Genomic DNA, 23,459 nt, shown 5'->3' with positions numbered 1-23,459 from the left:
ATCCGAGGGGCGCCGGGCATGGAATTCGCCGACCGGACCGATCGATCACGGCTTCCCGGAATTGCCAGCCCAGGGAGCGAGCCGTGCCTCGGTAATCCGGCGCAAATACGACGAAGGCCGGGACCGAACCTGATGCGGTCGGCCCCGGCCTGTGCGCCGGCGAACTATCGGCCCCGTGTCGGAGCGGTTCCGTTCGTGCCTTCGTTGTTACCCGAGTTGCCGTTGTTGCCAGGTCTCGGTGAGCCGGTGGCCGTCGGTGCGGAACCGTCGGACGGTGCGACCGGTTGGCCGGGCAGCGGTCCGGAGTCCGATTCACGCTGCTGCTGCGGGCGCTGCTGCTGGGGTGCGGGCTGGACGCCGGGGACCGGGATCGTGATGCCGGGCAGAATCTCCACCTGGGTCGGCGCGACCACCACGGGTGGCAGAAGCGGAGAGTCGACAGTGGACGGCGGGGTGTAGGGCGCCGACCATTCGGGGACACCGGCCTGGCCCTTGATGGGGGCGGGCTTCGGGAATGTCTCGTTGCGAGTCCCCGAGAGCGCGCCGTCCATGGTCGCCTTCCAGATGTCGGAGGGCAGCCCGGAGCCGTAGATCATGCCGCCGCTGTAGTTGCGCAGCGGCGAGTTGTCGACGCTGCCGACCCACACCGCCGTCGAAAGCGACGGGGTGTAGCCCACCATCCAGGCGTCCTTGTTCTCGCCGGTATCCAGCAGCTGCGCGGTACCGGTCTTGGTCGCCGATTCGCGCCCGTTGGCCAGCCCGTGGTTACGGGAGTAGGCCGCGATCGGCTTCATCGCGGCGGTGACGTTGTCGGCGACAGCGGCCGAAACGCGCTGCTCACCGGCTACCTCACCACGGTCGAGCAGGACCTGACCGTCGGCGGTCACGACCTTCGATACGAAATGCGGCGCGTGGTAGACGCCGGAGGCGGCCAGCGTCGCATACATGGAGGCCATGTCGAGCGGCCGCGCCTGGTACTGGCCGAGCACGATGCCGTTGTTGGGCCCGGAGCCGTCCGACTCGGTGAGCGTCTTGCCGACTCCCGCGATGGTGTCCGGCATGCCGAGCTTGTACGCCATGTCGGCGATCTTGCGCGGGCCGTTCTGCATGTCCAGCTCCATCCGGTAGAAGCTGGTGTTCAGTGACCGTTTCAGCGCCTCAGCGATGGTGCACGTGCCGCACCCCTCGCCTTCGACGTTGGAGATCTTGATGCCGTTCACGGTCAGCGGCGAGCTGTCGTACATCTGCGACAGCGGGATGCCCAGCTCCAGGTTGGCCGCGAGGCCGATGACCTTGAACGACGAACCGGTCTGCAAACCGGCGTTGGCGAAGTCGTAGCCCTGGCCGTCGCTGCCACCGTAGTAGGCGCGCACGGCGCCGGTGTGCGGATCGACCGAGACCACGGCGGTACGCAGCTGCTCCGGTTCACCCTGCATCTTCGAGGTGGCCGCGTCGACGGCGGCCTGCTGGGCCTTCGGGTCGATCGTGGTCGTGATCTGCAAGCCCGCGGTGTTCAGCTGCTGCTCGCTGATGCCCGCCGCGCCGAGTTCCTTGAGCACCTGGGTCTTGATCAGGCCCTCGGGGCCGGAGTCCTGCGCCTTGTCCCGAGTCGAGGAGAGCGGGACGACCCGCGGGTACTGCAGGCCCTGTCGCTCGGTCGCGCTCAGGTTGCCGCCGGAGACCATGCCGTCGAGCACGTAGTTCCAGCGGGTCTTCGCGCCCTCGGGGTTCTTCTCCGGGTCCAGGCTGGACGGCAGCTGGATGGTGGCGGCGAGCACCGCGCCCTCGGCGACGGTGAGTTCCGAAACCGGCTTGCCGAAGTACGCCTTGGCCGCCGCGTCGATGCCGTACGAACCGCGACCGAAATAGATGGTGTTCAGGTACGCGGCGAGGATCTCGTCCTTGCTCCACTGCCGCGCCATCTTGGCCGAGATGACCAGCTCGTGCATCTTGCGGGTCAGCGAGTGCTCGTCACCGACCAGCGCGTTCTTCACGTACTGCTGGGTGATGGTCGAGCCACCGCCCGCGCTCTCCCGGCCGAGAACGTTGTCCCTGGCCGCGCGCGCGAAGCCGGAGATCGAGAAGCCGGGGTTGGTGTAGAAGTCGCGGTCCTCGGCAGCCATCACCGCGTTGCGCACGTGCGGCGGAATCTGGTCGATGGTGACGTCGGTCCGGTTGCCTTCCGGCGGAACCACTTTGCTGATCACCGAGGTGCCGTCGGAGGCGAAGATGGTCGCCACCTGGTTCGACTTCAGGTCGCCCGGCTGTGGCACCGACACCGTGGTGTACGCGGCCAGGAAGATGCCGCTGGGCAGCAGAATGGCCAACGCGATCAGCACGTAGAGGGTGCGGCGCACGATCCTCCAGGGAAATTTTTTCTGCTGCGCGGGCTGCCGCCTTCCCGGCCCGTCGGAGCCGCCGCTGCCGCCACGGCGCGGCGGCGGGCCCGACGGCGGACCGCCCGCGGCCTGCCTGCGTTCGCCGGTCGTGGGGCCGCTACCGGGGACGCGACGTCCGTCACGGTCCACCGCCGGACGCGCGCCGGTGGCCGGACGCGGTCCGGTGGCGGGGCCGCGCCTGTCGCGCTCGTTCACCGCCTCGGTCAGGGAACCCGGCCGCTGGGTCCGCTGGGCAGGCTGGGGGCCGGGAGCGCCACCATTGGGCGCGCCGCGGTTGGGCTGTGGCGGCCGGCCCGGCTGGGGCGGACGGCCGCCCTGCGGAGGAAGACCGTTCGGCGGAGGGCCGGGACGGCGCGGCGGCTGGGGGCCGCGCGGCTCACCGGGGAGGGGACGCGCACCGGGCGGCGGGCCGGGGCGGGCTCCGGGGGGTGGTCCGGGACGGGGATTCTGATACGGGTTGGGACTTGGACGTGAACTCTGCGGAGGACGACCGCCATGTGGCTCATCGCCGTAGGGCTCGTAGGGCGAATTCACTGACAAGATCTCCATAACTCGTAGCGGTCCAGGTGGCAATCAGCGGTAGTCGTCACCGCGGCGGACGCATGCCGGCTCCGCGAGTCACCCGCCGGGGACGACCCAGGCACTTCATTCGGCGGCGGTGCGCCGGTTCGCGCGTGTCCCGGAGCGGCGTCGCGGCGGTGCCGGCGCGGAACCGAGGACATAGGACTGCACCAGATGATTCCAGCTGCAGGTCCGGCATACCTCGACGACATGAACCGAGAATTCTTCGCGCGTCTCGGCGAGTCGCGCAAGCTCCTCGGGTGTGCGAGCCGATCCGGCGACCGGCCCAAGGCCGTCGCCGAAGACCCAGGATACGAGGGTCAGCTGTTCCTTCCGGCAGATGGGGCATGTGACCTCGCTCCCGCGGCCATGGAACTTCGCCGCACGCAAGAGATAAGGATTCGCATCACACACCTCGGCGACATCGACCCGGCCCGCATAGACGTCAGCCAGCAGCGACCGGCGCCGCAGGGCGTAGTCGACAACTTGCCGCTGAATTCGCACGAGAACCAGAGTAGCGGGGATGGAATCGGGCCGCCCCGGGCTGCTGCGGATTGACCGCCCCCGACCGGGCCGATCCAGCGCGTCGCGCCGTTACCCGGACTACGATCCGTCTGTGTCCACCGCAGCATCCGGGCGCATGCGAGCGCGTGATCTCGACCGCGCCGACGCGTTCAGTCTTCTGGATGCCGCCTACGCCGAGGGGCAGCTCGGCGCCGACGAGTACCACGACCGGATCGCGCAGGCCGCGGCGGCGAAGACGCTCGGCGAATTGGCCCCGCTCACCGCCGACCTGCAAACCCCGGCCGCTGCGCGCGGTTCGCCGCGCGGCGCCCGTCGGTCACGCCAAAAGTATTGCGCCGCTCCGGTTCCGGCGGCAGTTATCCCGGTCACACCAGGGCGCGCGATGCCGATCGCGCCACTACGCGCGAGCTGCTCGACCGCGCCCGCGCCGACGGCCAGCTGTCCGAAGACGAGCACGACGCCCTCACCGAACTCGCCGTCGTGGAGATCCACGTCAAGGGCAAGGACGGCTCGTCCGGCTACCTGACCACCACTTTCGCGGGCGAGCCGCTCGCGGTCTTCCCACCCTCTCGCTGAACCGCGAGTTCGCCCGTACCGGGCCTACGGCTGTGCACAGATGTATCGCTCCGATATAGTGGAAAGTCGCATCCATCGGTTAGGTTCTGTACACAGTCAGGGGGTGAAGCCCGGTGCTCGAACTGGCAATCCTCGGGCTGCTCCTGGAAGCGCCCATGCACGGGTACGAGCTGCGCAAGCGGTTGACGGGCCTGCTCGGGGCCTTCCGTGCCTTCTCCTACGGATCGCTCTACCCGACGCTGCGCCGCATGCAGGCGGACGGGTTGATCGCCGAGGAGATCCCCGCGGGCGCGACGACACGCCGCGCGCGACGGGTCTATCAATTGACCCCGGCCGGGCGGGAACGGTTCAGCGAGTTGCTCGCCGATACCGGACCGCAGAACTACACCGACGACGGCTTCGGCGTTCATCTGGCTTTCTTCAGCCGCACTCCCGCGGAAGCGCGGATGCGGATCCTGGAGGGCAGGCGGCGTCAGGTCGAGGAGCGCCGAGAGGGGCTCCGGGAGGCGATCAAGAAGGCCAGCGGGTCGCTGGATCGCTACACCCGGCAGCTCCATCAACTCGGACTCGAATCAAGCGAGCGCGAAGTGCGCTGGCTCAACGAGTTGATTGCGGCGGAGCAATCGACGAAGGCGGCACCACAGAAAGAGGGAAATATCGGCCATGAGTGACGTCAAGAAGGCTGACAACGCCACAGAGGTTCGCGTCGCCATCGTGGGTGTGGGCAACTGCGCCTCCTCGCTGGTCCAGGGCGTGCAGTACTACAAGGACGCGGACGAATCCGCGACCGTCCCCGGCCTGATGCACGTGCGGTTCGGGCCGTACCACGTCCGCGACGTCAAGTTCGTCGCCGCGTTCGACGTGGATGCCAAGAAGGTCGGCTTCGACTTGGCCGAGGCGATCTTCGCCAGCGAGAACAACACGATCAAGATCTCCGACGTGCCGCCCAGCGACGTCGTCGTGCAGCGCGGGCCGACCCTCGACGGGATCGGCAAGTACTACGCGCAGACCATCGAGCTGTCCGAGGCCGAGCCGGTCGACGTGGTGCGGGTGCTGAAGGACAACAAGGTCGACGTGCTGGTGTCCTACCTGCCGGTGGGCTCCGAGGAGGCCGACAAGTTCTACGCGCAGTGCGCGATCGACGCGGGTGTCGCGTTCGTCAACGCGTTGCCGGTGTTCATCGCCTCCGACCCGGTCTGGGCGGCCAAGTTCACCGAGGCCGGTGTCCCCATCGTCGGTGACGACATCAAGAGCCAGGTCGGCGCGACCATCACCCACCGTGTGATGGCCAAGCTGTTCGAGGATCGCGGTGTGCAGCTCGACCGCACCATGCAGCTGAACGTCGGCGGCAACATGGACTTCAAGAACATGCTCGAGCGCGAGCGCCTGGAGTCGAAGAAGATCTCCAAGACCCAAGCCGTCACCAGCAACCTCAAGAAGGAACTCGGCGCCAACGACGTGCACATCGGCCCGTCCGACCACGTGGGCTGGCTCGACGACCGCAAGTGGGCCTACGTCCGCCTGGAAGGCCGCGCCTTCGGTGACGTGCCGCTGAACCTGGAGTACAAGCTCGAGGTGTGGGACTCGCCGAACTCCGCGGGCATCATCATCGACGCCGTGCGCGCGGCGAAGATCGCCAAGGACCGCGGCATCGGCGGACCGGTCATCCCCGCCTCGGCCTACCTGATGAAGTCCCCGCCGCAGCAGCTCGCCGACGACATCGCGCGCGCCCAGCTGGAAGCCTTCATCATCGGCGCGGAATAGGCACCGCACCGGCATGAGGTCGGCCGACGGCGAAATGCCCTCGGCCGACCTGCTTCCGACTACAGGCCCCGGTAGACGTCTTTCCACCAGCGGACCTTCACTACGAGGATCACCAGCACGCCGTTGTCCACCCGGTATGCGACCCGGTACCTGCCGACGCGCAGACGAAACAGGTCTTGGTGGCCCGACAGCTTCTTCACGTCCAGACCCGGAGCGTAAGGATCCTCACCGAGCGCCGTGAGCGCGGTGAGAATTCGCATCGCATCCGGCCGCTCGATGGCCCGCAGTTCTCGGCGCGCGGACTCCAGGAATCGGAAGCGGTACTTCACTTCGCGTCGTCTTCGAAGAGGTCGGCCAGCACCTCCGCCATGGTGAAGGTCGGCTCGTCGGTCGCCAGCCTTGCCTCGGCTTCGCGGGCGAGGATTTCGTCCTCGGCCGCGTCGAAGGCCTCCACCATGGACAGCGGCACCAGAGCGGCGGCGGGCGCGCCGTCTCGCAAGATGATCACCTGCTCACCGCCTTCCGCTTCGCGGATGTGAGCGGCCAGGTTGGCGCGCAGCTCCCGGATGCTGATCTCCGACATACCGAAAGTGTACACACCGTCGTGTACACACTCGGCTGTCAGGTCAGTCCAGCGAGACGTAGACCTCCACCGACGCCGGGCCGGTGTAGCGCTCCACCTCGGCGGTGTGGGAGCGGGTGATGGTTCCCGCGTTCTCCGCCTTCGCCACCTGTGCCCAGGCGGTGCGCAGCAGGTCGTAGGGCTTGTCGGAGACGACGAACTTGGCGTAGCGGCCCTGCGGGATGATGGTGAGCACGTCGCCGGAGTCCAGCTCGTCCATCGCGCCGATCTCGTAGCCGAGTACGGCGACGGCGTGGTCGTTCTGACCGATGTAGGCCGCCACCCGCGGCACGTTCTTCTCCCGCGCCAGATAGCGATCCCAGGTGAAGTTCACCAGGTCGAGGTCACGCGCGGTCACCTCCCGGCCGGCCAGCGGCACGGTCAGGCCCGCGACCATGCTCTGCGGCAATGTGACGATCTCGAAGTCCACTGTCTGTTCCTACCCGTTGCCCTGATCGTCTGCCACCGCCACGAAAACTTCCACCGTCCGTGCGTCCGGATAGTGTTCCCAGTCGCCGGTATAAGCGCGAATGAGCCGCCCCGCGGCCTCCGCGTCCCACACTGCTCGCCAGATGCTCACGATGGTGTCGCCGAGATTGTCTCCACTGGCGATGAACCGGGCGAAGCGCCCGGCGGGCACTCGGGCGAGCACGTCTCCGGGCTGCAGGTCGGCCAAGCTGTGACAGCGGTAGCCGACGATATGGGTCAGGTACGAATTGATCTCCGGCGCGTGGTCGACGTACGCCGTGGTCGGCGGTCCGGGCAGCTTGCGGGCCAGGTTGCGCTTCCACGCCTCTTCGACTTTCGCGCGGCGCGGCCCCTCGACCGCGAGCGCGGGGCTGCGAAGCACTGTTCCCGCCACCAGCGTCTCGGGTTGGTCAACGACATTGAAATCCACCGGCGTAGCCCCTATGTCTCGTCTGTCCTCAATTGGCGTCGGTCCCGGTGCCCTCCGTGGTGACGCAGGCTACCGCCTCCGGGCCCGTCGCTCGCGCCGCGCTGTCGTCGCTCGGGCGCATATCCTTCCGCATCGTTTTCGCGGTTTCGGCGTCGGCCCGTTCCGACGCACTCGCTGTTCGCTCTCACTCTGGCAAACGATGCTGCCATGTCATGCGTTCCGCCGGGCCACGGAAGGTCACAGCATCATCGCTATCCAGGAACCGGAATGCTCAGTCCCGGGAAAATCTCGACCTCGCTGGGCGGTTGCGGGCTGGGCGGGATGATGACGACGGGTTCGCGCTGCGATGACGGCTGCGGTGGGTTCAGGATGTCGTAGGGACCGCCGGAGGGCGGCTTGCTCGGATTCGGCCGGGCCGGGGCCTGCGCGCCAGGGAACTGTTCGATCGGAGCGCCGTCGAGTGCGTCGTCCATGACCTGTTTCCAGATGTCGGCGGGCAGGCCGGAGCCGTAGATGTCGGCTCCGCGTGCGGTGCGAATCGGTTGTGGCTGGTCGGTTCCGACCCACACTGCTGTGGATAGCGACGGGGTGAAGCCGATCATCCACGCGTCTTTGTTCGACTCGCTCGCGCCGAACTGCGTGGTACCCGTCTTGGCGGCCGATGGACGGTTGTTCTTCAGCGCGTGCCCGTTGGAGTAGGCCGCGATCGGGAGCATCGCCTCGACGGTGTTCTCCGCGATCGTCTTGGAGATGCGCTGTTGACCCGCGGGCGGCTGTTCGCCGACCTTTTGCTCGCCGCGATCCAGCAGCACCCGCCCGTCACCGGTCACCACTCGCTGCACGAAGTACGGCCGGTGGTAGACGCCCGACGCGCCGATCGTGGCATACGCCGAGGCCATATCGATCGGCCGGACCGAATACTGCCCGAGGACGATTCCGTTCAGCGGTTTCCCGCCGTCCTCGGTAAGGGTCTTGCCCGCAACGCCGGGCAGCTCCTCCGGAATGCCCGCCGCGTGCGCCGCGTCCGCGATGGACTGAGGACCGTCGGACATCGTCATGGTCAGCCGGTAGAAGCTGGTGTTCAGCGAGCGTTTGAGCGCCTCGGCCATGGTGCACTTGCCGCACGATTCGCCGTCCACGTTGGTGATCCGGGTACCGCGGTCGGTCACGGGGGAGCTGTCCAGTACACGGGAGAGCGGAATGCTCTGCTGTTGCGCGGCGATCGCCGCGAAGACCTTGAACGCCGAGCCGGTCTGCAACGGCGCCTGGGCGAAGTCGAAGCCGATGCCGTCGTAGCCGCCGAAGTACGCGCGCACCGCGCCGGAACGCGGATCGATCGACACCACCGCGGCGCGCAGTTCCGGTGGCTGCGCACCGAGCCGGTCACGCACCGCGCCCAATACCGCGTGCTGCGCTCTGGCGTCGATGGTGGTGGTGATCTGCAGCGCGCCCTTGTTCAAGTCGCGCTCGCTGATGCCGGAGTCGCGCAGCTCGCGCACGACCTGGTTGCGGATCAGGCCCTCGGGGCCGCGCGCCACGTTCTCGTCCGGGATCTGGCTGAGCGGGATGATCGCCGGGAAGGTGGTCGCGTCCCGATCGCCCGGCGCGAGCGCGCCCATCTCGACCATTCCGTCGATCACGTACCGCCAGCGCGCCTTCAGGTCCGCGAGATGGGTTTCCGGGTCCAGGATCGAAGGCGTCCGGATCAGCGCCGCGAGCACCGCGCCCTCCGCCAGGGTCAGCTGATTCACTTGCTTGTCGAAGTAGACCTTGGCCGCCGCGCCGATGCCGTACGACCCGCGGCCGTAGTAGATGGTGTTGAGGTAGGCGGCGAGGATGTCGTCTTTGCTCCACTGCCGTGCCATCTTCGCCGCGATGATCAGCTCGCGCATCTTGCGGGTGACCGTGCGCTCGGAGCCGAGAAAGGCGTTCTTCACATACTGCTGGGTGATCGTGGAGCCGCCGCCCGCGTTGTCCTTGCCGAGCAGATTGTCTCGCGCGGCGCGCAGGAAGCCGGAAGTCGAATAACCGGGATTGGTGTAGAAATTGCGGTCCTCCGCCGACAGCACCGCGTCGCGCACCGGCCGTGGCACATCGGACAACGGGACCGGCGTCCGATTCCCGTCCGGCGGGACGATTTTCGCGAGCACGGTGCTGCCGTCGGCGGCGAAGACGGTCGCGATCTGATTCGTCTGCACCGCATTCGGATCCGGGATCTCGGCGCTCCAGTACGCAAGGACCGACAGCAGCGCGGGCACCACGCCGAAGATGATGAACAAGGCCAGCAGCAGGCGGCGGATGCGCTCGGCCCGGCTGCGCGGTGGACGATCCGGCTCCGTGGGGCGGGGCGCGGTCGGTCGCGATTTCCGGCGAGCCGCCGCGCGCTCGCGCCGCTCCCGCGCGTTCCGCTTCGCCGCATCCGGCCGCTGCGTCCAGCCCGCGATCGAGGCATACGGTGCGGTCGGAGGACCCCCTTTGGCGCCACGCCTGCGTTCACGCGGTTTGCGGAACGAGCTCACGATCATCTCCTCCCGGAGCGTCGGACGAACTCACCTGCACGAACGGACGGAAAAGAGCATCGAAAGGCCGAGTTTACCGCGTACGTTCACAACCGGGTTTCCACATCTCGGGCCGTTGACACAGCGGTGCACGCAGACCATAAGCGTGCCGCGCGAAGCGGCGAACTATCTGTCCCCAGCGATCCCGCCAACGCCACCACACCAGCTCAACCACGAGCTACAAGGGGGCCGCGAACACCCAGCACCGCAGGCGCTGGCAAAGACTCAGCTCTTCACGCCGCCCGCGGTGAGGCCGGAGATGATCCGGCGCTGGAAGATCAGGACCATGACTACCAGCGGGATGGTGACGATCGTGCCTGCCGCCATGATCGCCGCGTACGGCTGCACCAGCGGGTTGTTGCCGGAGAAGCGAGCGATGGCGACGGTGACCGGCTCGGTCTTGTCGCTGGAAAGCAAACGGGCGAGCAGGTATTCGTTGACCGCCGCGATGAACGCGAGGATCGCGGTGGTGAACACGGCGGGAGCGGCCAGGGGCAGCATCACCAAACGGAAGGCCTGCAGTTTGGTGGCGCCGTCGATCCGCGCGGCTTCTTCGAGTTCCCACGGCAGTTCGGCGAAGAAGGACGCGAGGATGTAGACCGTCATCGGCAGTACGAACGAGATGTTCGGAATGATCATCGCCTGGTATTCGCCGATCCAGCCGAGGTTGGTGAAGAGCTGGAACAGCGGGGTCACCAGGACGACCACCGGGAACATCGAGGCGCTGAGAATCAGTCCGGACACCACGTACTTGCCGTGGAAGGTGAGCCGGGCCAGCGCGTACGCGGCCAGCACGCCGATCACCAGCGCGATCACCGTCGTGATGGAGCCGATGATGAGGCTGTTGACCAGAGCCTTGCCGAAGTCGTTGCCGCGGCTGGTGTCGAACGCGTTGCGGAAGTTCTCCAGCGTCACGTGGGTCGGCCACGGGGTGTTGTCGAAGGTGTAGTCGGGATCGCGGAACGCGGTGACCGCCATCCAGTAGAACGGCGCGAGCCCCCACACCAGCACGATCAGCGCACCCAGGTACAGCCGTACCGAGCCGATGCGTTTGGTCCACGGCACCGGCGCCGCGGCGGATTCGCTCGTCACGGCCTGCTCCGCCGTCTGCACGGACATCAGTGCGCCTCCCGCTGTTCTTCCTGGGTACGAACCGCGTTGGCGCCCAGGATCTTCACCAGCACGAACGCCACGGCGAAGATCAAAAGGAAGGTGATCGTGGACAGCGCGGCCGCGCTGTTCGGACCTTGCCGGACCTGATCGACCACCAGGATCGACACCGTGCGGGTGGACGGATTGCCCAGCGTCATGATCGCGGGCAGGTCGTACATCCGCAGCGCGTCCATGGTCCGGAACAGCACCGCGACCAGCAGGGCCGGTTTCAGCAGCGGCAGCGTGATCTGGGTGAACCGCTGCCAGGCCGACGCGCCGTCGACGCGAGCCGCCTCGTACACGTCGGACGGAATGACTTGCAGGCCTGCCAGCAGCAGCAGTGCCATGAACGGCGTGGTCTTCCAGACGTCGGCCGCGATCACCGCGATCCGGGCCGGCCACGGGTCCGAAGTCCACAGGATGTGCGTGCCGAGCACGCGGTTCACGACGCCGTCGTACTGGAACATGAATTCCCACAACCGCGCGGTGACGGCGGTCGGGATGGCCCACGGGATCAGCACGGCCGCGCGCAGCAATGCCCGGCCGCGGAAGGTCTTGCCCATCACCATGGCCATGCCGAGGCCGAGCGTGGCCTCCAGCGCGACGGTGACGACCGTGAAGAACAGCGTGACCCCGATGGCCAGCCAGAATTGCGAGCCGAGATTGCCGGTCGGGCACGGCACCGTCTCGCCGGTCGCGATCTGGCACTGTTGCAGCAGCCAGTGCGTGTAGTTGGCGAACCCGGCGTTGCCGCCTTCGACGAACATGCCGGTAGCCGGGTCGAGCCCGGAGTCCTTCTGGAAGGACATCCACAGCGCCCGGAACACGGGATAACCGATGACGACCGCGAGCGCGATCAGGACGGGGGTGACGAACAGCCAGGCTTTCCCGGAGCGACGCAGCTCCGAGGCCAGTCCGGCGGCGAAGCCGCGGCCGGCCGGAACGAATTCGTCTTTCGGCACGCTAGTCGCCGTTCCCGAAGGATCCGACACCGTTTCTCTCCTGCGGGTTCGTCGGGTCCGTTGCGTTCAACCGCTCACGATCCAGCGGTCTCGATGCCCTTTTGCATACCGGTGATCGCGTCGTCGACGGACTTGGTTCCGTTCAACGCAGCATAGGCGTTGTCCTGGATGGCCTTGCTCACGGCGGGGTAGAACGGCGTCACCGGACGCGGCACGGCGCTGGCGATGGAATCCTTGAGCGCGGGCAGGTACGGCATCTTCGCGATCAGCGCCGGGTCGTCGTACATGGACGCGCGCACCGAGGGCAGCGCGCCCGCGGCGACGATGTGCTGCGCGTCCTCGCTGATCAGGAAGCGCAGGAAGTCCAGCGCGGTGGCCTTGTTCTTGGAGTACGCGCTGATCGCCGCGTTGTAGCCGCCGAGGGTGGAGGCGCCCACGCCGTTCTCCCCTGGCAGCGGGGCGACCGCGAACTTGTCCTTCACGGCGGAGGCCTCGCCGCCGACGTCACCGAAGGTGGACGGCCACGAGCGCAGGAACATCAGCTTGCCCGTCGCGAAGGCGTTGCTGGACTCGGGTTCCTTGAAGGTGATGGCCTCTTTGGGGATGTCGCCGTTGTTGTAGGCGTCGACCAGGACCTTCAGTCCGGCGCGGGACTGCGGGCTGTTCACCGTGGGGGTCTTGCCGTCGGCGCCGACGAAGCTGCCGCCGTAGGCGTTGATCACCTCGGCCGCATTCACGGTCAGACCCTCGTAGGGCGCGAACTGACCCGCGTAGCAGCCGATGTTCTGCTGGCGCGCGATGGGGCACTGGGCCAGCAGCTCGTTCCAGGTCTTGGGCGGGTTCGGCACCAAATCCTTGCGGTAGAACAGCAGGCCGCCGTTGGTGTTGCGCGGCGCGGCGTACAGCGTGTTGTTGTAGGTGGCGCTGGCGACCGGCGGGGACAGCAGCGCGCTGGTGTCGATGGCGAAGGAGTCCTTCAGCGGCTGGATCCAGCCCTTGGCGGCGAACTCGGCGGTCCACGGCACGTCCAAGGCGACCACGTCGTAGTTGGACTGCTTGGAACGCATGTGCTCGACCAGGTCGTCGTACTGCTGCGAGGCGTCGTTCGACTGCTCCTTGAACGTCACCTGCTCGTCCGGGTGCGCGGCGTTCCAGCGCTCGATCAGCTGCTTGACCGCGCCGGTCTCGGTGGTGTCCTTGCCCTCGACGTAGGTGATCGGGCCGCGACCGGTGAGATTCTGGCTGATCGGGCTCCCGCTGCTGTCGCTGGAGCAGGCGCTGGTGAACGTCGCGGTCAGCAGCCCGATCGACGCGAGGGCCACCGCGGCCCGCGGTACGAGCGACGAACGTAGGGACGTCACCTTCTTCACAGCCATCGCAAACACTCCAGGATCGTTCGTGAGCGGCAGCACACCCTGCCGGTGCACAAGGCAAGATACATGGTGCCGATCCGGCGTGCGGGACAGTGGCTGGAACTCGCCCACTAGGCTGGGGCGCGATGTCTTCGCCGAACGCGGTTCCCGATCGGATGCTCACGCGCATCGGTGGGCTGCTGCGCAAGGCCGAGTCCACGGACAACGAACACGAGGCCGAGGCGTTTCTCGCCGCTGCCCAGCGGCTGGCCACGAAGTCGTCGATCGACCTCGCCGTGGCGCGGGCGCACATCGCGGGACGCGAGCGCAGGCCCACACCGGTGCAGCGGATCATTCCGATCGGCGAGCCCGGCAAACGCGGGTTGCGCACCTATGTCCAGCTGTTCGTCGCGATCGCGGCCGCGAACGACGTGCGCTGCGACGTCGCCCGGACTTCGACGCAGATCTACGCCTACGGGTTCGACTCCGACATAGATACCTGTGAGGCGCTCTACGCCAGCCTGCTCGTGCAGATGGTGCGCGCGTCCGACCAGTACATCAAGTCCGGGGCCTACCGATCGGCCACCGTCGAGAAGATCGTGGTGGAGAAGCGGTGGGGTCGCCGGGTGCGGCGCCGGGTGCAGGCGCCGGTGGCGGGTGTGACGGCGCGGCTGAATTTCCAGATGGCGTTCGCCGCACGGATCGGGCGGCGGCTGTCGGAGGTTAAGGCCGAGGTCGAAGCCGAAGTGTTGCCACACGACGCCGAGGTGTCCGGGACAGCGCTGGCATTGCGGAACAAGGAGATCGAGCTCACAGACTTCTACGCGAAGACGTCGGAGGCGCGCGGCACCTGGCGCGGACCGCAGGAGTCGGCGGGGCATTCGGCGGCGGCGCGGGCGGCGGGGGACCGCGCGGGGCGGGCTGCACGGATCGGCAATTCGCCCGAACTGCCCGCCGCACGTAAGAAGCTGAACTCTTCCGAGGGCGGTTGACCGGCGTGGACGTCACGGGCCGAACCGGGCTAGCGGCTGCCGGGGTCCGGTCGGCGCGACTCGGCGACAGGCCGATGCCGCCCGTGGGATCGGCCGCGCGGCGATGACCGTGCGCGACGGCCAGCGTGCCAAGGTCTACGACGCCGAGCAGTTGGTACGCGGAGTGTTCGATCGCGCGGACGAGCACGGTGTGCGCACCGTCGAACTCTATGGTTCGCAGCTCACGTTGCCGATCGAGCGCCGCTTCGCCTCGGTGGAATCCGTACAGAGTTATACGGACAAGGTGCTGGCGCTCAATTGGGTACGGGCGCGCTGGGAGCGGGCCGCCGTGGCGGTGCGCGTCCGTTCTCGCGCCGGAACAACGGCCGCCCACTACGAGGCGGCCGGGAACGTTCTGGCGGTTCCGCTGCACACCGGCGGCACCGCGTGGGCGCTGCGGGAACTGGTGATCCTGCACGAACTGGCGCATCACCTGGAATCCGACCACGGGTCGGTGGCCGCGCACGGCCCGGAATTCTGCGACCGCTATGTGGAACTGGTCGACGGCGTCGTCGGCCCGGAAGCGGCATTGTTGCTGCGTACCACGATGCTCGGCTGCGGTGTGCGGATCGGGTGAGCCCGCCGCTCACCGTGCGAACAGCGAGTGAAGTGCCGTCGGCTGGGTGTCGTCGCGCCCTGCGTGCGGCGATGGTGTCCGCCGCGGTGCGCGATCGGATCCACGACGCTCATCGTGCAGGGTAGAAGTGCTGACAGGAGCAAACTCGGGGCTGCCCGAGTGCCGCGACAGCGTGTACGGATCACTGGGAACGGCGCTCACCCGCCTGCGGTCGTCAGGACATTGCGCACGGTGTGGGCAGTCGGGTGCCCACTCGGTCGCGGAACGCAACGGTTCTCACGCTATTGCGCGGGCGAGACCAGGGCAGCGACCCGCGCGAATCGGTCCTGCCACCACGCGGTGCGATCGGCATCCGGCTGCCGATGGCTTTCCAGCAGTTCCGGCTCCGGCTCGGGTGGGGTGCGCAGAACCGGGAGGTAGCCGTCGACCGCACGCAGGGATCCGCGCGTCACGTCCCCGGTGAGCAGGCTCAGCGTGCCCAGCCCGCAAGCGAAGTCGAGTTCGGGTAGCGCCCCGGCCAGCGCGAGCTGGGCGGCGAGGCCGACGCTGGTCTCCAACGCGGAGGAGACGACGCAGGGCAGCCCGGCCGCCTCGGCCACCTGCAGGGCGCGGCGGACTCCGCCGAGCGGCGTGCATTTGAGGACGGCGATGTCGGCGGCCCCGGCGACCGCGACCCGCATCGGGTCCTCGGCGCGGCGGATGGATTCGTCGGCGGCGATGCGCACGTCGACGCGGCGGCGCACCGCGGCGAGTTCCTCGATGGTCGGGCACGGCTGTTCGACGTACTCGAGTCCGCCGGCGGCCTTGTCGAGCTGCCGGATGTGGCGCACCGCCGTGTCGACATCCCATACCGCGTTGGCGTCGACCCGGATCGCGCCGTTCGGACCGAGCGCGTCGCGCACCGCCTCCACCCTGGCCAGATCCTCGGCGAGCGATTCCGGGTGGTCGGCGATCTTCACCTTGGCGGTGCGGCAGCCGGATCGAGCCACGATCGCGTGCGCCTGCCCCGGGTCGACGGCGGGCACGGTGCAATTGATCGGAATGCGATCCCGCACCGGTTCGGGCCAGCCGGTGGTCACCTGCTCCACGGCGGTGGCCAGCCAGGCGGCGGCCTCCCGGTCGTCGTATTCGGGAAACGGACAGAACTCGCCCCAGCCGAGCGGCCCGTGGATCAGCATGCCCTCGCGCACCGTGATGCCACGGAAGCGGGTGCGCATCGGAATGGCGTAGACGACGTTCTGCGCTGCGGAGTCGCTCATCGCCGACCAGCTTATGCGGCTGCGTCGGCCGATCGCGGGATTGCGCATGCGGACTCGAGTAGTTTCCCGGAGTCGGCCCCGAGACGGGATCGTTGATCAAGCGTTGGTACATGTGGTACTGGCCGGTGCTGGCGATGGCGCTCATCGTCCTGTCGTTCGCCGGTGGCGTCGCGCTGGCTTCCCAGGTCTACACAGGCGCTCGAGATGCTCTGCGCCCGTGGACCGGTCATGCTGAAGCAATGGCGTGGCACATCCGGCGGCGAACGGCCGATGCCTTGCGCGTGGCGCTGGGGTCGGTGATCGTCCTCGGATTCGGCTGGGTGATGGCCGCTTTCGTCCCGCTCTACGAAGTGCTCCTGCGTGACGGACACGAGGGCCGAGGCGTCGGGTACCTGCCGTGGGCGCAGGTCATCGCCTGGGCGGGCATCGTGGCGTCGGTGCTCGCAGCGGTCGTCTCGGCCCTGGAGAAGGTGCGCGACCGGAGGCCGATCGCCTGGACTCCGCTGATCGCGGTGCCACTGATCCTCGAATCCTGGCTGGTCGGCTTCCTGCTCGCGGTCGTGCTGGTCTCCTATTGATCTGCCGCTGCTCCGAGTTCGAATCTGCCCAGGTGTGAGCAGTTCTCGAGCGGAGGGGTACCGGTTGACGCGCTACCCGCAGATCTGCCCATGGACTCGGGTGGGACAGAAGCGAATCAGCCCAGCCGCTCCACGATGGTGGCGTTGGCCAGACCGCCTGCCTCGCACATGGTTTGCAGGCCGTAGCGGGCGCCGCGGTCCTGCATGGCGTGGACCAGCGTGGTCATCAGGCGTGCGCCGGACGCGCCGAGCGGGTGCCCGATCGCGATCGCGCCGCCGTTGACGTTGACCTTCGCCAGGTCCGCACCGGTGTCGTGCGCCCAGGCCAGGACCACCGGCGAGAACGCTTCGTTGATCTCGATGAGGTCGATGTCCGACAGCTGCAAACCGGCGCGCTGCAAGACCTTTCGGGTCGCCGGGATCACCGCGGTGAGCATCAGCAGCGGGTCGTCGCCGGCCACCGCGAAGCTGTGCAGCCGAGCGAGCGGCTTCAGCCCGAATTCCTTCGCGCGCTCGCTGGTCATGATGAGCACCGCCGCGCTGCCGTCGCTGACCTGGCTCGCGCTCGCGGCCGTGATCGCCCAGCCGATCTGCGGGAAGCGGGCGGCCATGGCCGGGTCGTAGTAGGCGGGACGGAGTGCGCCCAGCGTCTCCAGCGTGCTACCGACCCGAATGCCCTCATCGGTGGCGAGTCCGTTGATCGGCGCCAGTTCCCGCGCGAACAGGCCGTTCTTGGTGGCGAGCGCGGCCTTCTCGTGGCTGGCGAGCGCGAACTCGTCCAGCTGGGTGCGGGTGAGTCCCCATTTCGCCGCGATCAGCTCCGCGCTGATGCCCTGCGGCACCAGCCCTTCCGGGTAGCGCTCGGCGAAGCCGACGCCGGAGATGTCGTCCGAACCGACCAGATTGGCGCCCATGGGAATCCGGCCCATCGACTCCACGCCCGCGGCGACCACGATGTCGTAGGCGCCCGCGATCACGCCTTGCGCGGCGAAGTGGATCGCCTGCTGGCTGCTGCCGCACTGCCGGTCGACGGTGGTGGCCGGAACCGATTCGGGATATCCGGCGGCCAGCGCGGCCCGCCGTGTCATATTCGCCCCCTGCTCGCCGAACTGGGTGACGACGCCGCCGATGACGTCGTCGATGAGGGCGGGATCGATGCCGCTGCGGTCCACCACCTCGCGCAGGCTGTGGGCCAGCAGATCAACCGCATTGACGTCGTGCAGTGCTCCGTTCGGCTTCCCTTTGCCGATCGGCGTGCGTACCGCTTCGACGATCACCGCGTCTCTCATGGTGCTTCCTTCCGGACCGAGAGCCGGGCCGCCATGCCTGGCTCTATCAACACATAGTCAGATTACACCTGGCAATAGTTGACACAAGTCAGCACCGGTATGATGTTCGTCATGGCAGCAGTGATGGAAGGACCGTTGGCCGATCTCAGCGCGTGGAAGGCCGAGGAATGCTCGATCGCCAAGGCGATGGACATCGTCGGTACGCGCTCGGCGGTGCTGATCCTGCGCGAGGCGTACTACGGGACCCGGCGGTTCGACGGGTTCGCCAGCCGGGTCGGCATCACCGACGCGGCGGCCGCGGCCCAGTTGCGCAAGCTCACCGAGGCGGGCTTGCTGGCGAAACGGCCGTACCAAGAGGAAGGCAAGCGCACCAGGCACGAATACGTGCTCACCCGGATGGGACGAGATCTACTGCCCGCCGTGCTGGCGCTCATGCAGTGGGGCGACGCCTACTTGCAGCCGGGGCCTGCCCCACTGCTCTTGGTCGAGGAGTCGACCGGCGCCCCGGTGCGGGTGCAGGTGCGCAGCGAGTCCGGCCGCGAGATCGAACTCGAGGAACTGGGCGTACGGCTCAACGAGGAGTACGCCCAGCAGCGGCGCGAGCGCCGTCGGGTGGACGCGACAGACTGATGCCTGCTCGCGGCGCTGTGCCGAGCGGGCCGTCAACCGGTGATGCCGCGACCACACCTGAGCCGCGAGTGCCTGCCGAGCCGCCGCGCCTCGCGGTGGATCGAGCCGAGAGCCGAAGCCGTGCGGCCCACTCGGCGGCGGCGTGCTCAGTTGAGCCTGCGTCCTTCGGTGTCGAAGAAGTAGATGTGCTCCGGCGCGGTGGTCAGCCGCAGCCGCGCGCCCTTCGCAGGCGGATTGCGCCAATCCGCGCGCGAGACGATGGTTTCCCCGGCGCCGTCGGTCCCGCCTTCGGCGACGGTGCGGCCGTAGATGTAGGCGTCGGAACCGAGTTCCTCCACCACGTCGACTTCCATCTCGATGCCGGAGCCATTACCCAGTTCGAAATGCTCCGGGCGGATGCCGACCGTCACGGTGTTGCCCGCCTCGTCCGCGACCGTGCGCGGCAGCGCGATCGCGTGCCCGCCCAGCTCCACCCGGCTATCGGTGACCGGAAGCGTGAACAGGTTCATGGCAGGCGACCCCATGAACCCCGCGACGAACACGTTGGCCGGATCGCGGTAGAGATCGCGCGGAGTGGCGCACTGCTGCAACAGGCCGTCCTTCAGCACGGCGACCCGATCGCCCATGGTCATCGCCTCGACCTGGTCGTGGGTGACGTACACCGTGGTGGTGCCGAGCCTGCGCTGCAACTGCGCGATCTGGGTGCGGGTCTGCACGCGCAGCTTGGCGTCCAGGTTGGACAGCGGCTCGTCCATCAAGAACACCTGCGGCTGGCGCACGATCGCGCGGCCCATCGCCACCCGCTGACGCTGGCCGCCGGACAGCGCCTTCGGCTTGCGATCCAGGAAGGGCTCCAGATCCAGCAGCTTGGCCGCCTCCAGGACCCGCTTCTCCTTCTCCGCCTTGGCCGCCTTGGCCAGCTTCAGCGCGAAGCCCATGTTCTCCGCGACGGTCATGTGCGGGTAGAGCGCGTAGTTCTGGAACACCATGGCGATATCGCGTTCCTTCGGCTCGGCGTGCGTGACATCGTTCTCGCCGATCAGGATGCGTCCGCCGTTGACCTCCTCCAGCCCGGCGAGCATGCGCAACGAGGTCGATTTCCCGCACCCGGAGGGACCGACCAGGACGAGGAACTCGCCGTCCTCGATCTCCAGGTTCAGCCGATCCACCGCGGGTTTGGCGGATCCGGGGTAGAGCCGCGTCGCGTTGTCGAAGGTCACAGTGGCCATGACGAATTCACATCCCATCCCGGCAGGAACGTGCCGGACGATCCGAGTAAGGGTGCGGCGATCCTATCGGGCGGGACGGCGACGAGCCACGTCAGCGGGTGCGCGCCTCGAAGAACGCGCGCGGGACGTCGACCAGCATGGTGTCGATCTGCTCCTCCGCGACGCCGCGTTCGAGCACGTAGGGGAACACGTCGTCGAACAGGTGGGTGTAGTGCCACTGCGGCAGGGCGGCCATGGCGGCGGGCTCGATCCAGTCGATGTAGCAGCTCGCGTCCTGGGACAGCACCATCCGGTCGGTGTAGCCGCGGCGGACCATCTCTATCAGGGTGTCGGCGCGGGCTTCGAAGGTGGTGTCGAGGTTGATGCCGAAGCGGTCCATGCCGAGCACGAAGCCGGCGTCGGCGAGTTCGGCGAGGTGATCGCAGTCGGTGGTGTCGCCGCTGTGCCCGAGTACGATGCGACCCGGGTCGACGCCTTCCTCGTCGCACATCACACGCTTCACGTCGAGCCCGGCGCGCGACTCCGGATGGGTGTGCACCGTGATCGGCACGCCGGTCTCGAGATGGGCCTTGGCGACCGCGCGCATGACGCGTTCGACGCCCGCGGTGAGCCCTTGCTTGTCGATCGCGCACTTGAGCATGCCCGCCTTGACCCCGGTGCCCGCGATGCCGTCGCGGATGTCGCCGACGAACATGTCGACCATCGGGTCGGGGACCTGCGCGCCGACGATCTCGTTCAACGCAGGGCCGCGGTAGTGGAAGAAGAACGGGACATCCCCGTAGGTGTAGATGCCGGTGGCGACCACCAGATTCAGCGGCACCTGCTCGGCGATCCGCTGGATCCGTGGGATGTAGCGGCCCAGCCCGACCACCGTCGGGTCGATGATCGTCCGCACCCCGGCGTAGTAGGCGACCCGCAACCGTCGCACGGCATCGGCGATGCGTTCGTCCTCGGAGCCCCATTCGGCCGGGTAGTTCTGCTGGACGTCCCCGGTCAGCACGAAGACGTGCTCGTGCATGAGTGTCACTCCGAGCTCGGCGGAATCGATCGGCCCGCGCACGGTTTCCAGCGTTGACACAGCGATTTCTCCTCATCTGAGCTGCGCATTCGTAGGAATCGTACGAACCGATATGTGAGGTAGGCCATATTCTCCAGCGCTGAATCTTCGTACAACTTTCGTGCGCAGCGCACAGAAGGACGCGGCTCAGGCCGCCGGGCACGGTTGCAGCACCGCCGGTCCGAACCAGCGGGCGGCCTGCAACGCCAGATGCAGGTGCAGCGTGCGATCGTGATCGTCGAAGTCGTGGCCGGTCAGGTGGAGTGCCTGCCGCACCCGGTACTGGACGGTATTGCGGTGCACGGCCAACTCCTGCGCGGCCGCGGCGTAGCTGCGGTTGTTGGCCAGGAAGACGCGCAGGGTTTCGCGCAGCCAGAGATTGCGCTGATTGCCGGTCGCGAGTTCACCCAGGCAGTCGGCCACGTACTGGCGCAGTTCCTCGATGTCGCCGCCCAGCAGCGCGACGGCCGCCACCTGGTCGTGCGACACCGCGCGGGGCGCGTCGGGACCGGCCAGCAGCACGAGTTCGCGCACCCGGTCGGCTTGCCGCAGGCTGCGGCGGAATCCCGCGACGCCGGAGCCGCGCCCGCCCACCGCCACGCGCACCGGCAACGCCAGTGCCGACAGGGCACGCTCGATGGCCTCGGCATCGATGGTCGTGTCCCGCGCGATCGAGAACCACAGCCGCACTTCGCGTTCGTCGGTCGGCACCAGCAGCGCCCGGCGGGGATGGCCGAGCAGCGGAGCCAGCGCGGCGCGCCCGGCGTCCAGGACATCCACCGCGGCCCGTGCGGACAGCTGCGGTTCGGTCCAGGCGTTCACCGCGACGTGCCGGCCCGACAAGGGATAGTCCAGCACTTGCTCGGCCTGGCCGATGTCGTCGGCCGAGCCGTCGAGCACCCGCGCCACCCATTCCTGACGCAGGCCGCCGCGACTGCCCACCCACCGGTCGCGTTCCTGCTCGTAGGCGACGCCGACGTGCTCGCACACCCGGTCGATGTACACCGCGGAGCGATGGACGATCCGGATGATCGCCGCCGCGCTCTCGGAGCCACCCAGTTCCACCGCGTAGCGCATCGCGATGTCGAGGAACCCGGCTTGCCCCACCCGGTACGCCCGCATCAGTGCCGACAGCGGGACGTCGCGCTGCGCGAGCGTGCGCGCGTACACCAGCGCCCGCGCCGGGGTGTGCACGTCGTGCTCGGCGGCGTCGTTCTGGACGAAGTCGAGGACGGACATCAGATTGTCGGTGGTGCCCGCCTCGAACAGGCCCCGCAGCCGGGTATCCAGGTCGAGCGCCGAGACTTGCGCGCGCATCACCGCCGACAGTTCGGCGATCAGCTGATCGCGACCGCGCAGCATCGTCGAGACGACCGCGCGAACCACTTCATTCTCGCCGTCGGCCACTCCGACACCTCCCTTCGCCGGGCTCTCGGGTCTCAACCTAGCCCGCGCCGGATGCGTCGGAAGCATCGTCCGGCTACCTGCGGGAACCCCACCGCGCCGGTAGCCTCGGGGCGGGGGCGGGCCGAGCGACGAGGAGTAATGCCATGAGTCGTCCAGTTCGTATCGGAGTTCAGCTACAACCGCAGCACGCGCCGGAGTACCGGCTCATCCGTGACGCGGTGTTGCGGTGCGAGGACGCCGGCGTCGACATCGTGTTCAACTGGGACCACTTCTTCCCGCTCACCGGCGATCCGGACGGCGCGCACTTCGAGTGCTGGACGATGCTGGGCGCGTTCGCCGAGCAGACCGAACGGGTGGAGATCGGCGCGCTGGTCACCGGCGGCGGCTACCGCAATCCGGATCTGCTGGCCGATATGGCGCGCACCGTCGACCACATCAGCGGCGGGCGGCTCATCCTCGGCATCGGCGCGGGCTGGTTCGAGAAGGACTACGACGAGTACGGCTACGAATTCGGCACCCCGGGCAGCAGGCTCGAGTTGCTGAAGGAGGCCCTCGCCCGGATCAGCGCCCGGCTGCCGAAGCTCAATCCGCGCCCGACTCGCGACCTGCCGATCCTGATCGGCGGCGGTGGCGAGAAGAAGACCTTGCGGCTGGTCGCGCAGTACGCCGACATGTGGCACACCTTCGCCGACCTGGACGTGCTCGCGCGCAAGAACAAAGTGCTCGCCGAGCACTGCGCCGCCGTCGGCACCGATCAAGCGCGCATCGAGCGTTCGGTGCAGTGGCCGGGACTGGAGAAGGCGCCCGCTTTCGTCGAGGCGGGGGTGACCACCTTCACCATCGGGTCCAGCGGACCGGATTACGACCTGAGCGAGGTCGCGAAGGCCGTGCGATGGCGCGACGAGGTCAACCCGGAACCGGTGAGCGGGCTGGCCTGATCCGGATCGCCCGGCGACTGTTGCGCGAGGGCGGTGTGGAGTTCGAATCACCGTGATCGGAACTCTGGACCGCCGTGGCGGCATGGATTCCGGCA

General features: G+C 68.0%; 23 protein-coding genes and 1 pseudogene. 9 read left to right on the top strand and 15 right to left on the bottom strand.

Annotated features, from left to right (window positions below; all coding sequences use genetic code 11):
- Positions 1-164: 164 nt before the first annotated feature.
- Entirely contained in the window at positions 165-2,594 is a 2,430-nt protein-coding gene (locus ACWEO7_RS08010) for a transglycosylase domain-containing protein (RefSeq protein WP_452421765.1), read from the bottom strand.
- A 450-nt stretch (positions 2,595-3,044) separates the two neighbouring features.
- On the bottom strand, positions 3,045-3,464 hold the full coding sequence (locus ACWEO7_RS08005; RefSeq protein ID WP_355071181.1) for a DUF5318 domain-containing protein: 420 nt from the start codon (positions 3,462-3,464) through the stop codon (positions 3,045-3,047).
- 19 nt (positions 3,465-3,483) lie between these two features.
- Here ACWEO7_RS08005 and ACWEO7_RS08000 point away from each other — a divergent pair.
- From ACWEO7_RS08000 to ACWEO7_RS07985, 4 genes and pseudogenes are all read left to right on the top strand, one after another.
- Positions 3,484-3,747 (top strand): annotated as a pseudogene (locus tag ACWEO7_RS08000) (DUF1707 SHOCT-like domain-containing protein); the annotation flags it as partial.
- Between the two features lie 68 nt (positions 3,748-3,815).
- Entirely contained in the window at positions 3,816-4,061 is a 246-nt protein-coding gene (locus ACWEO7_RS07995; protein ID WP_452421881.1) for a DUF1707 domain-containing protein, read from the top strand.
- A gap of 113 nt (positions 4,062-4,174) precedes the next feature.
- Positions 4,175-4,732, top strand: a complete 558-nt coding sequence (locus ACWEO7_RS07990) for a PadR family transcriptional regulator (protein WP_039803160.1) — start codon at positions 4,175-4,177, stop codon at positions 4,730-4,732.
- Complete coding sequence (locus ACWEO7_RS07985; protein WP_450023353.1) at positions 4,725-5,825, top strand: inositol-3-phosphate synthase; 1,101 nt, start codon at positions 4,725-4,727, stop codon at positions 5,823-5,825. Before ACWEO7_RS07990 ends, ACWEO7_RS07985 begins: the two co-directional genes overlap by 8 nt.
- Before the next feature lie 59 nt (positions 5,826-5,884).
- Here the strand turns inward: ACWEO7_RS07985 and ACWEO7_RS07980 are convergent, their stop codons facing one another.
- From ACWEO7_RS07980 to ACWEO7_RS07945, 8 genes are all read right to left on the bottom strand, one after another.
- A complete protein-coding gene (locus ACWEO7_RS07980) occupies positions 5,885-6,154 on the bottom strand; it encodes a type II toxin-antitoxin system RelE family toxin (protein ID WP_452421763.1) in 270 nt (89 codons plus the stop codon).
- Complete coding sequence (locus tag ACWEO7_RS07975; RefSeq protein WP_452421761.1) at positions 6,151-6,408, bottom strand: type II toxin-antitoxin system Phd/YefM family antitoxin; 258 nt, start codon at positions 6,406-6,408, stop codon at positions 6,151-6,153. Before ACWEO7_RS07975 ends, ACWEO7_RS07980 begins: the two co-directional genes overlap by 4 nt.
- 43 nt (positions 6,409-6,451) lie before the next feature.
- Positions 6,452-6,877, bottom strand: coding sequence for a GyrI-like domain-containing protein (locus ACWEO7_RS07970; protein ID WP_355071187.1), 426 nt, complete (start codon positions 6,875-6,877; stop codon positions 6,452-6,454).
- Positions 6,878-6,886: 9 nt separating this feature from the next.
- Positions 6,887-7,345, bottom strand: a complete 459-nt coding sequence (locus ACWEO7_RS07965; RefSeq protein WP_450023359.1) for a GyrI-like domain-containing protein — start codon at positions 7,343-7,345, stop codon at positions 6,887-6,889.
- 251 nt (positions 7,346-7,596) lie between these two features.
- Positions 7,597-9,870 (bottom strand): transglycosylase domain-containing protein, encoded by a 2,274-nt coding sequence (locus ACWEO7_RS07960; RefSeq protein WP_452421760.1) that lies wholly within the window; start codon positions 9,868-9,870, stop codon positions 7,597-7,599.
- 258 nt (positions 9,871-10,128) lie between these two features.
- A complete protein-coding gene (locus tag ACWEO7_RS07955) occupies positions 10,129-11,022 on the bottom strand; it encodes a carbohydrate ABC transporter permease (RefSeq protein ID WP_452421758.1) in 894 nt (297 codons plus the stop codon).
- On the bottom strand, positions 11,022-11,969 hold the full coding sequence (locus ACWEO7_RS07950; protein WP_452421871.1) for a carbohydrate ABC transporter permease: 948 nt from the start codon (positions 11,967-11,969) through the stop codon (positions 11,022-11,024). Before ACWEO7_RS07950 ends, ACWEO7_RS07955 begins: the two co-directional genes overlap by 1 nt.
- A 122-nt stretch (positions 11,970-12,091) precedes the next feature.
- Positions 12,092-13,393: an ABC transporter substrate-binding protein gene (locus ACWEO7_RS07945; RefSeq protein WP_452421756.1), complete on the bottom strand. Its 1,302-nt coding sequence runs from the start codon at positions 13,391-13,393 to the stop codon at positions 12,092-12,094.
- 122 nt (positions 13,394-13,515) lie between these two features.
- Here ACWEO7_RS07945 and ACWEO7_RS07940 point away from each other — a divergent pair, with 122 nt between their 5' ends.
- Together ACWEO7_RS07940 and ACWEO7_RS07935 are read left to right on the top strand one after the other, a co-directional pair.
- Positions 13,516-14,361 (top strand): DUF2786 domain-containing protein, encoded by an 846-nt coding sequence (locus ACWEO7_RS07940; RefSeq protein WP_452421754.1) that lies wholly within the window; start codon positions 13,516-13,518, stop codon positions 14,359-14,361.
- A 103-nt stretch (positions 14,362-14,464) separates the two neighbouring features.
- Entirely contained in the window at positions 14,465-14,977 is a 513-nt protein-coding gene (locus ACWEO7_RS07935) for a TIGR04338 family metallohydrolase (protein ID WP_356963087.1), read from the top strand.
- 281 nt (positions 14,978-15,258) lie between these two features.
- On the opposite strand, the gene ACWEO7_RS07930 is transcribed toward ACWEO7_RS07935, so the two are convergent.
- Positions 15,259-16,236: an o-succinylbenzoate synthase gene (locus ACWEO7_RS07930; protein ID WP_452421752.1), complete on the bottom strand. Its 978-nt coding sequence runs from the start codon at positions 16,234-16,236 to the stop codon at positions 15,259-15,261.
- 92 nt (positions 16,237-16,328) lie between these two features.
- Between ACWEO7_RS07930 and ACWEO7_RS07925 the strand changes: the two genes are divergently transcribed.
- A complete protein-coding gene (locus tag ACWEO7_RS07925; protein ID WP_452421750.1) occupies positions 16,329-16,814 on the top strand; it encodes a hypothetical protein in 486 nt (161 codons plus the stop codon).
- A 116-nt stretch (positions 16,815-16,930) separates the two neighbouring features.
- Here ACWEO7_RS07925 and ACWEO7_RS07920 read toward each other — a convergent pair whose 3' ends face one another.
- On the bottom strand, positions 16,931-18,103 hold the full coding sequence (locus ACWEO7_RS07920) for a thiolase family protein (protein WP_452421748.1): 1,173 nt from the start codon (positions 18,101-18,103) through the stop codon (positions 16,931-16,933).
- 99 nt (positions 18,104-18,202) lie between these two features.
- Here ACWEO7_RS07920 and ACWEO7_RS07915 point away from each other — a divergent pair, with 99 nt between their 5' ends.
- Positions 18,203-18,733, top strand: coding sequence for a winged helix-turn-helix transcriptional regulator (locus ACWEO7_RS07915; RefSeq protein WP_379249439.1), 531 nt, complete (start codon positions 18,203-18,205; stop codon positions 18,731-18,733).
- Between the two features lie 146 nt (positions 18,734-18,879).
- Here the strand turns inward: ACWEO7_RS07915 and ACWEO7_RS07910 are convergent, their stop codons facing one another.
- The 3 genes from ACWEO7_RS07910 to ACWEO7_RS07900 all read right to left on the bottom strand — a co-directional run bounded on the left by ACWEO7_RS07910 (position 18,880) and on the right by ACWEO7_RS07900 (position 22,426).
- Complete coding sequence (locus ACWEO7_RS07910) at positions 18,880-19,962, bottom strand: ABC transporter ATP-binding protein (RefSeq protein WP_452421746.1); 1,083 nt, start codon at positions 19,960-19,962, stop codon at positions 18,880-18,882.
- Between the two features lie 91 nt (positions 19,963-20,053).
- A complete protein-coding gene (locus tag ACWEO7_RS07905) occupies positions 20,054-21,040 on the bottom strand; it encodes a phosphotriesterase family protein (protein ID WP_452421744.1) in 987 nt (328 codons plus the stop codon).
- A gap of 126 nt (positions 21,041-21,166) precedes the next feature.
- Positions 21,167-22,426 (bottom strand): PucR family transcriptional regulator, encoded by a 1,260-nt coding sequence (locus ACWEO7_RS07900; RefSeq protein ID WP_452421742.1) that lies wholly within the window; start codon positions 22,424-22,426, stop codon positions 21,167-21,169.
- Between the two features lie 143 nt (positions 22,427-22,569).
- Here ACWEO7_RS07900 and ACWEO7_RS07895 point away from each other — a divergent pair, with 143 nt between their 5' ends.
- Positions 22,570-23,364: an LLM class F420-dependent oxidoreductase gene (locus tag ACWEO7_RS07895; RefSeq protein WP_452421740.1), complete on the top strand. Its 795-nt coding sequence runs from the start codon at positions 22,570-22,572 to the stop codon at positions 23,362-23,364.
- The last annotated feature ends 95 nt before the right edge of the window (positions 23,365-23,459 follow it).

The sequence above is a fragment of the Nocardia sp. NPDC004260 genome (assembly GCF_053603155.1).
Note: the sequence above shows the minus strand (reverse complement) of the source record. Positions and strands in the feature narration are given on the sequence as shown.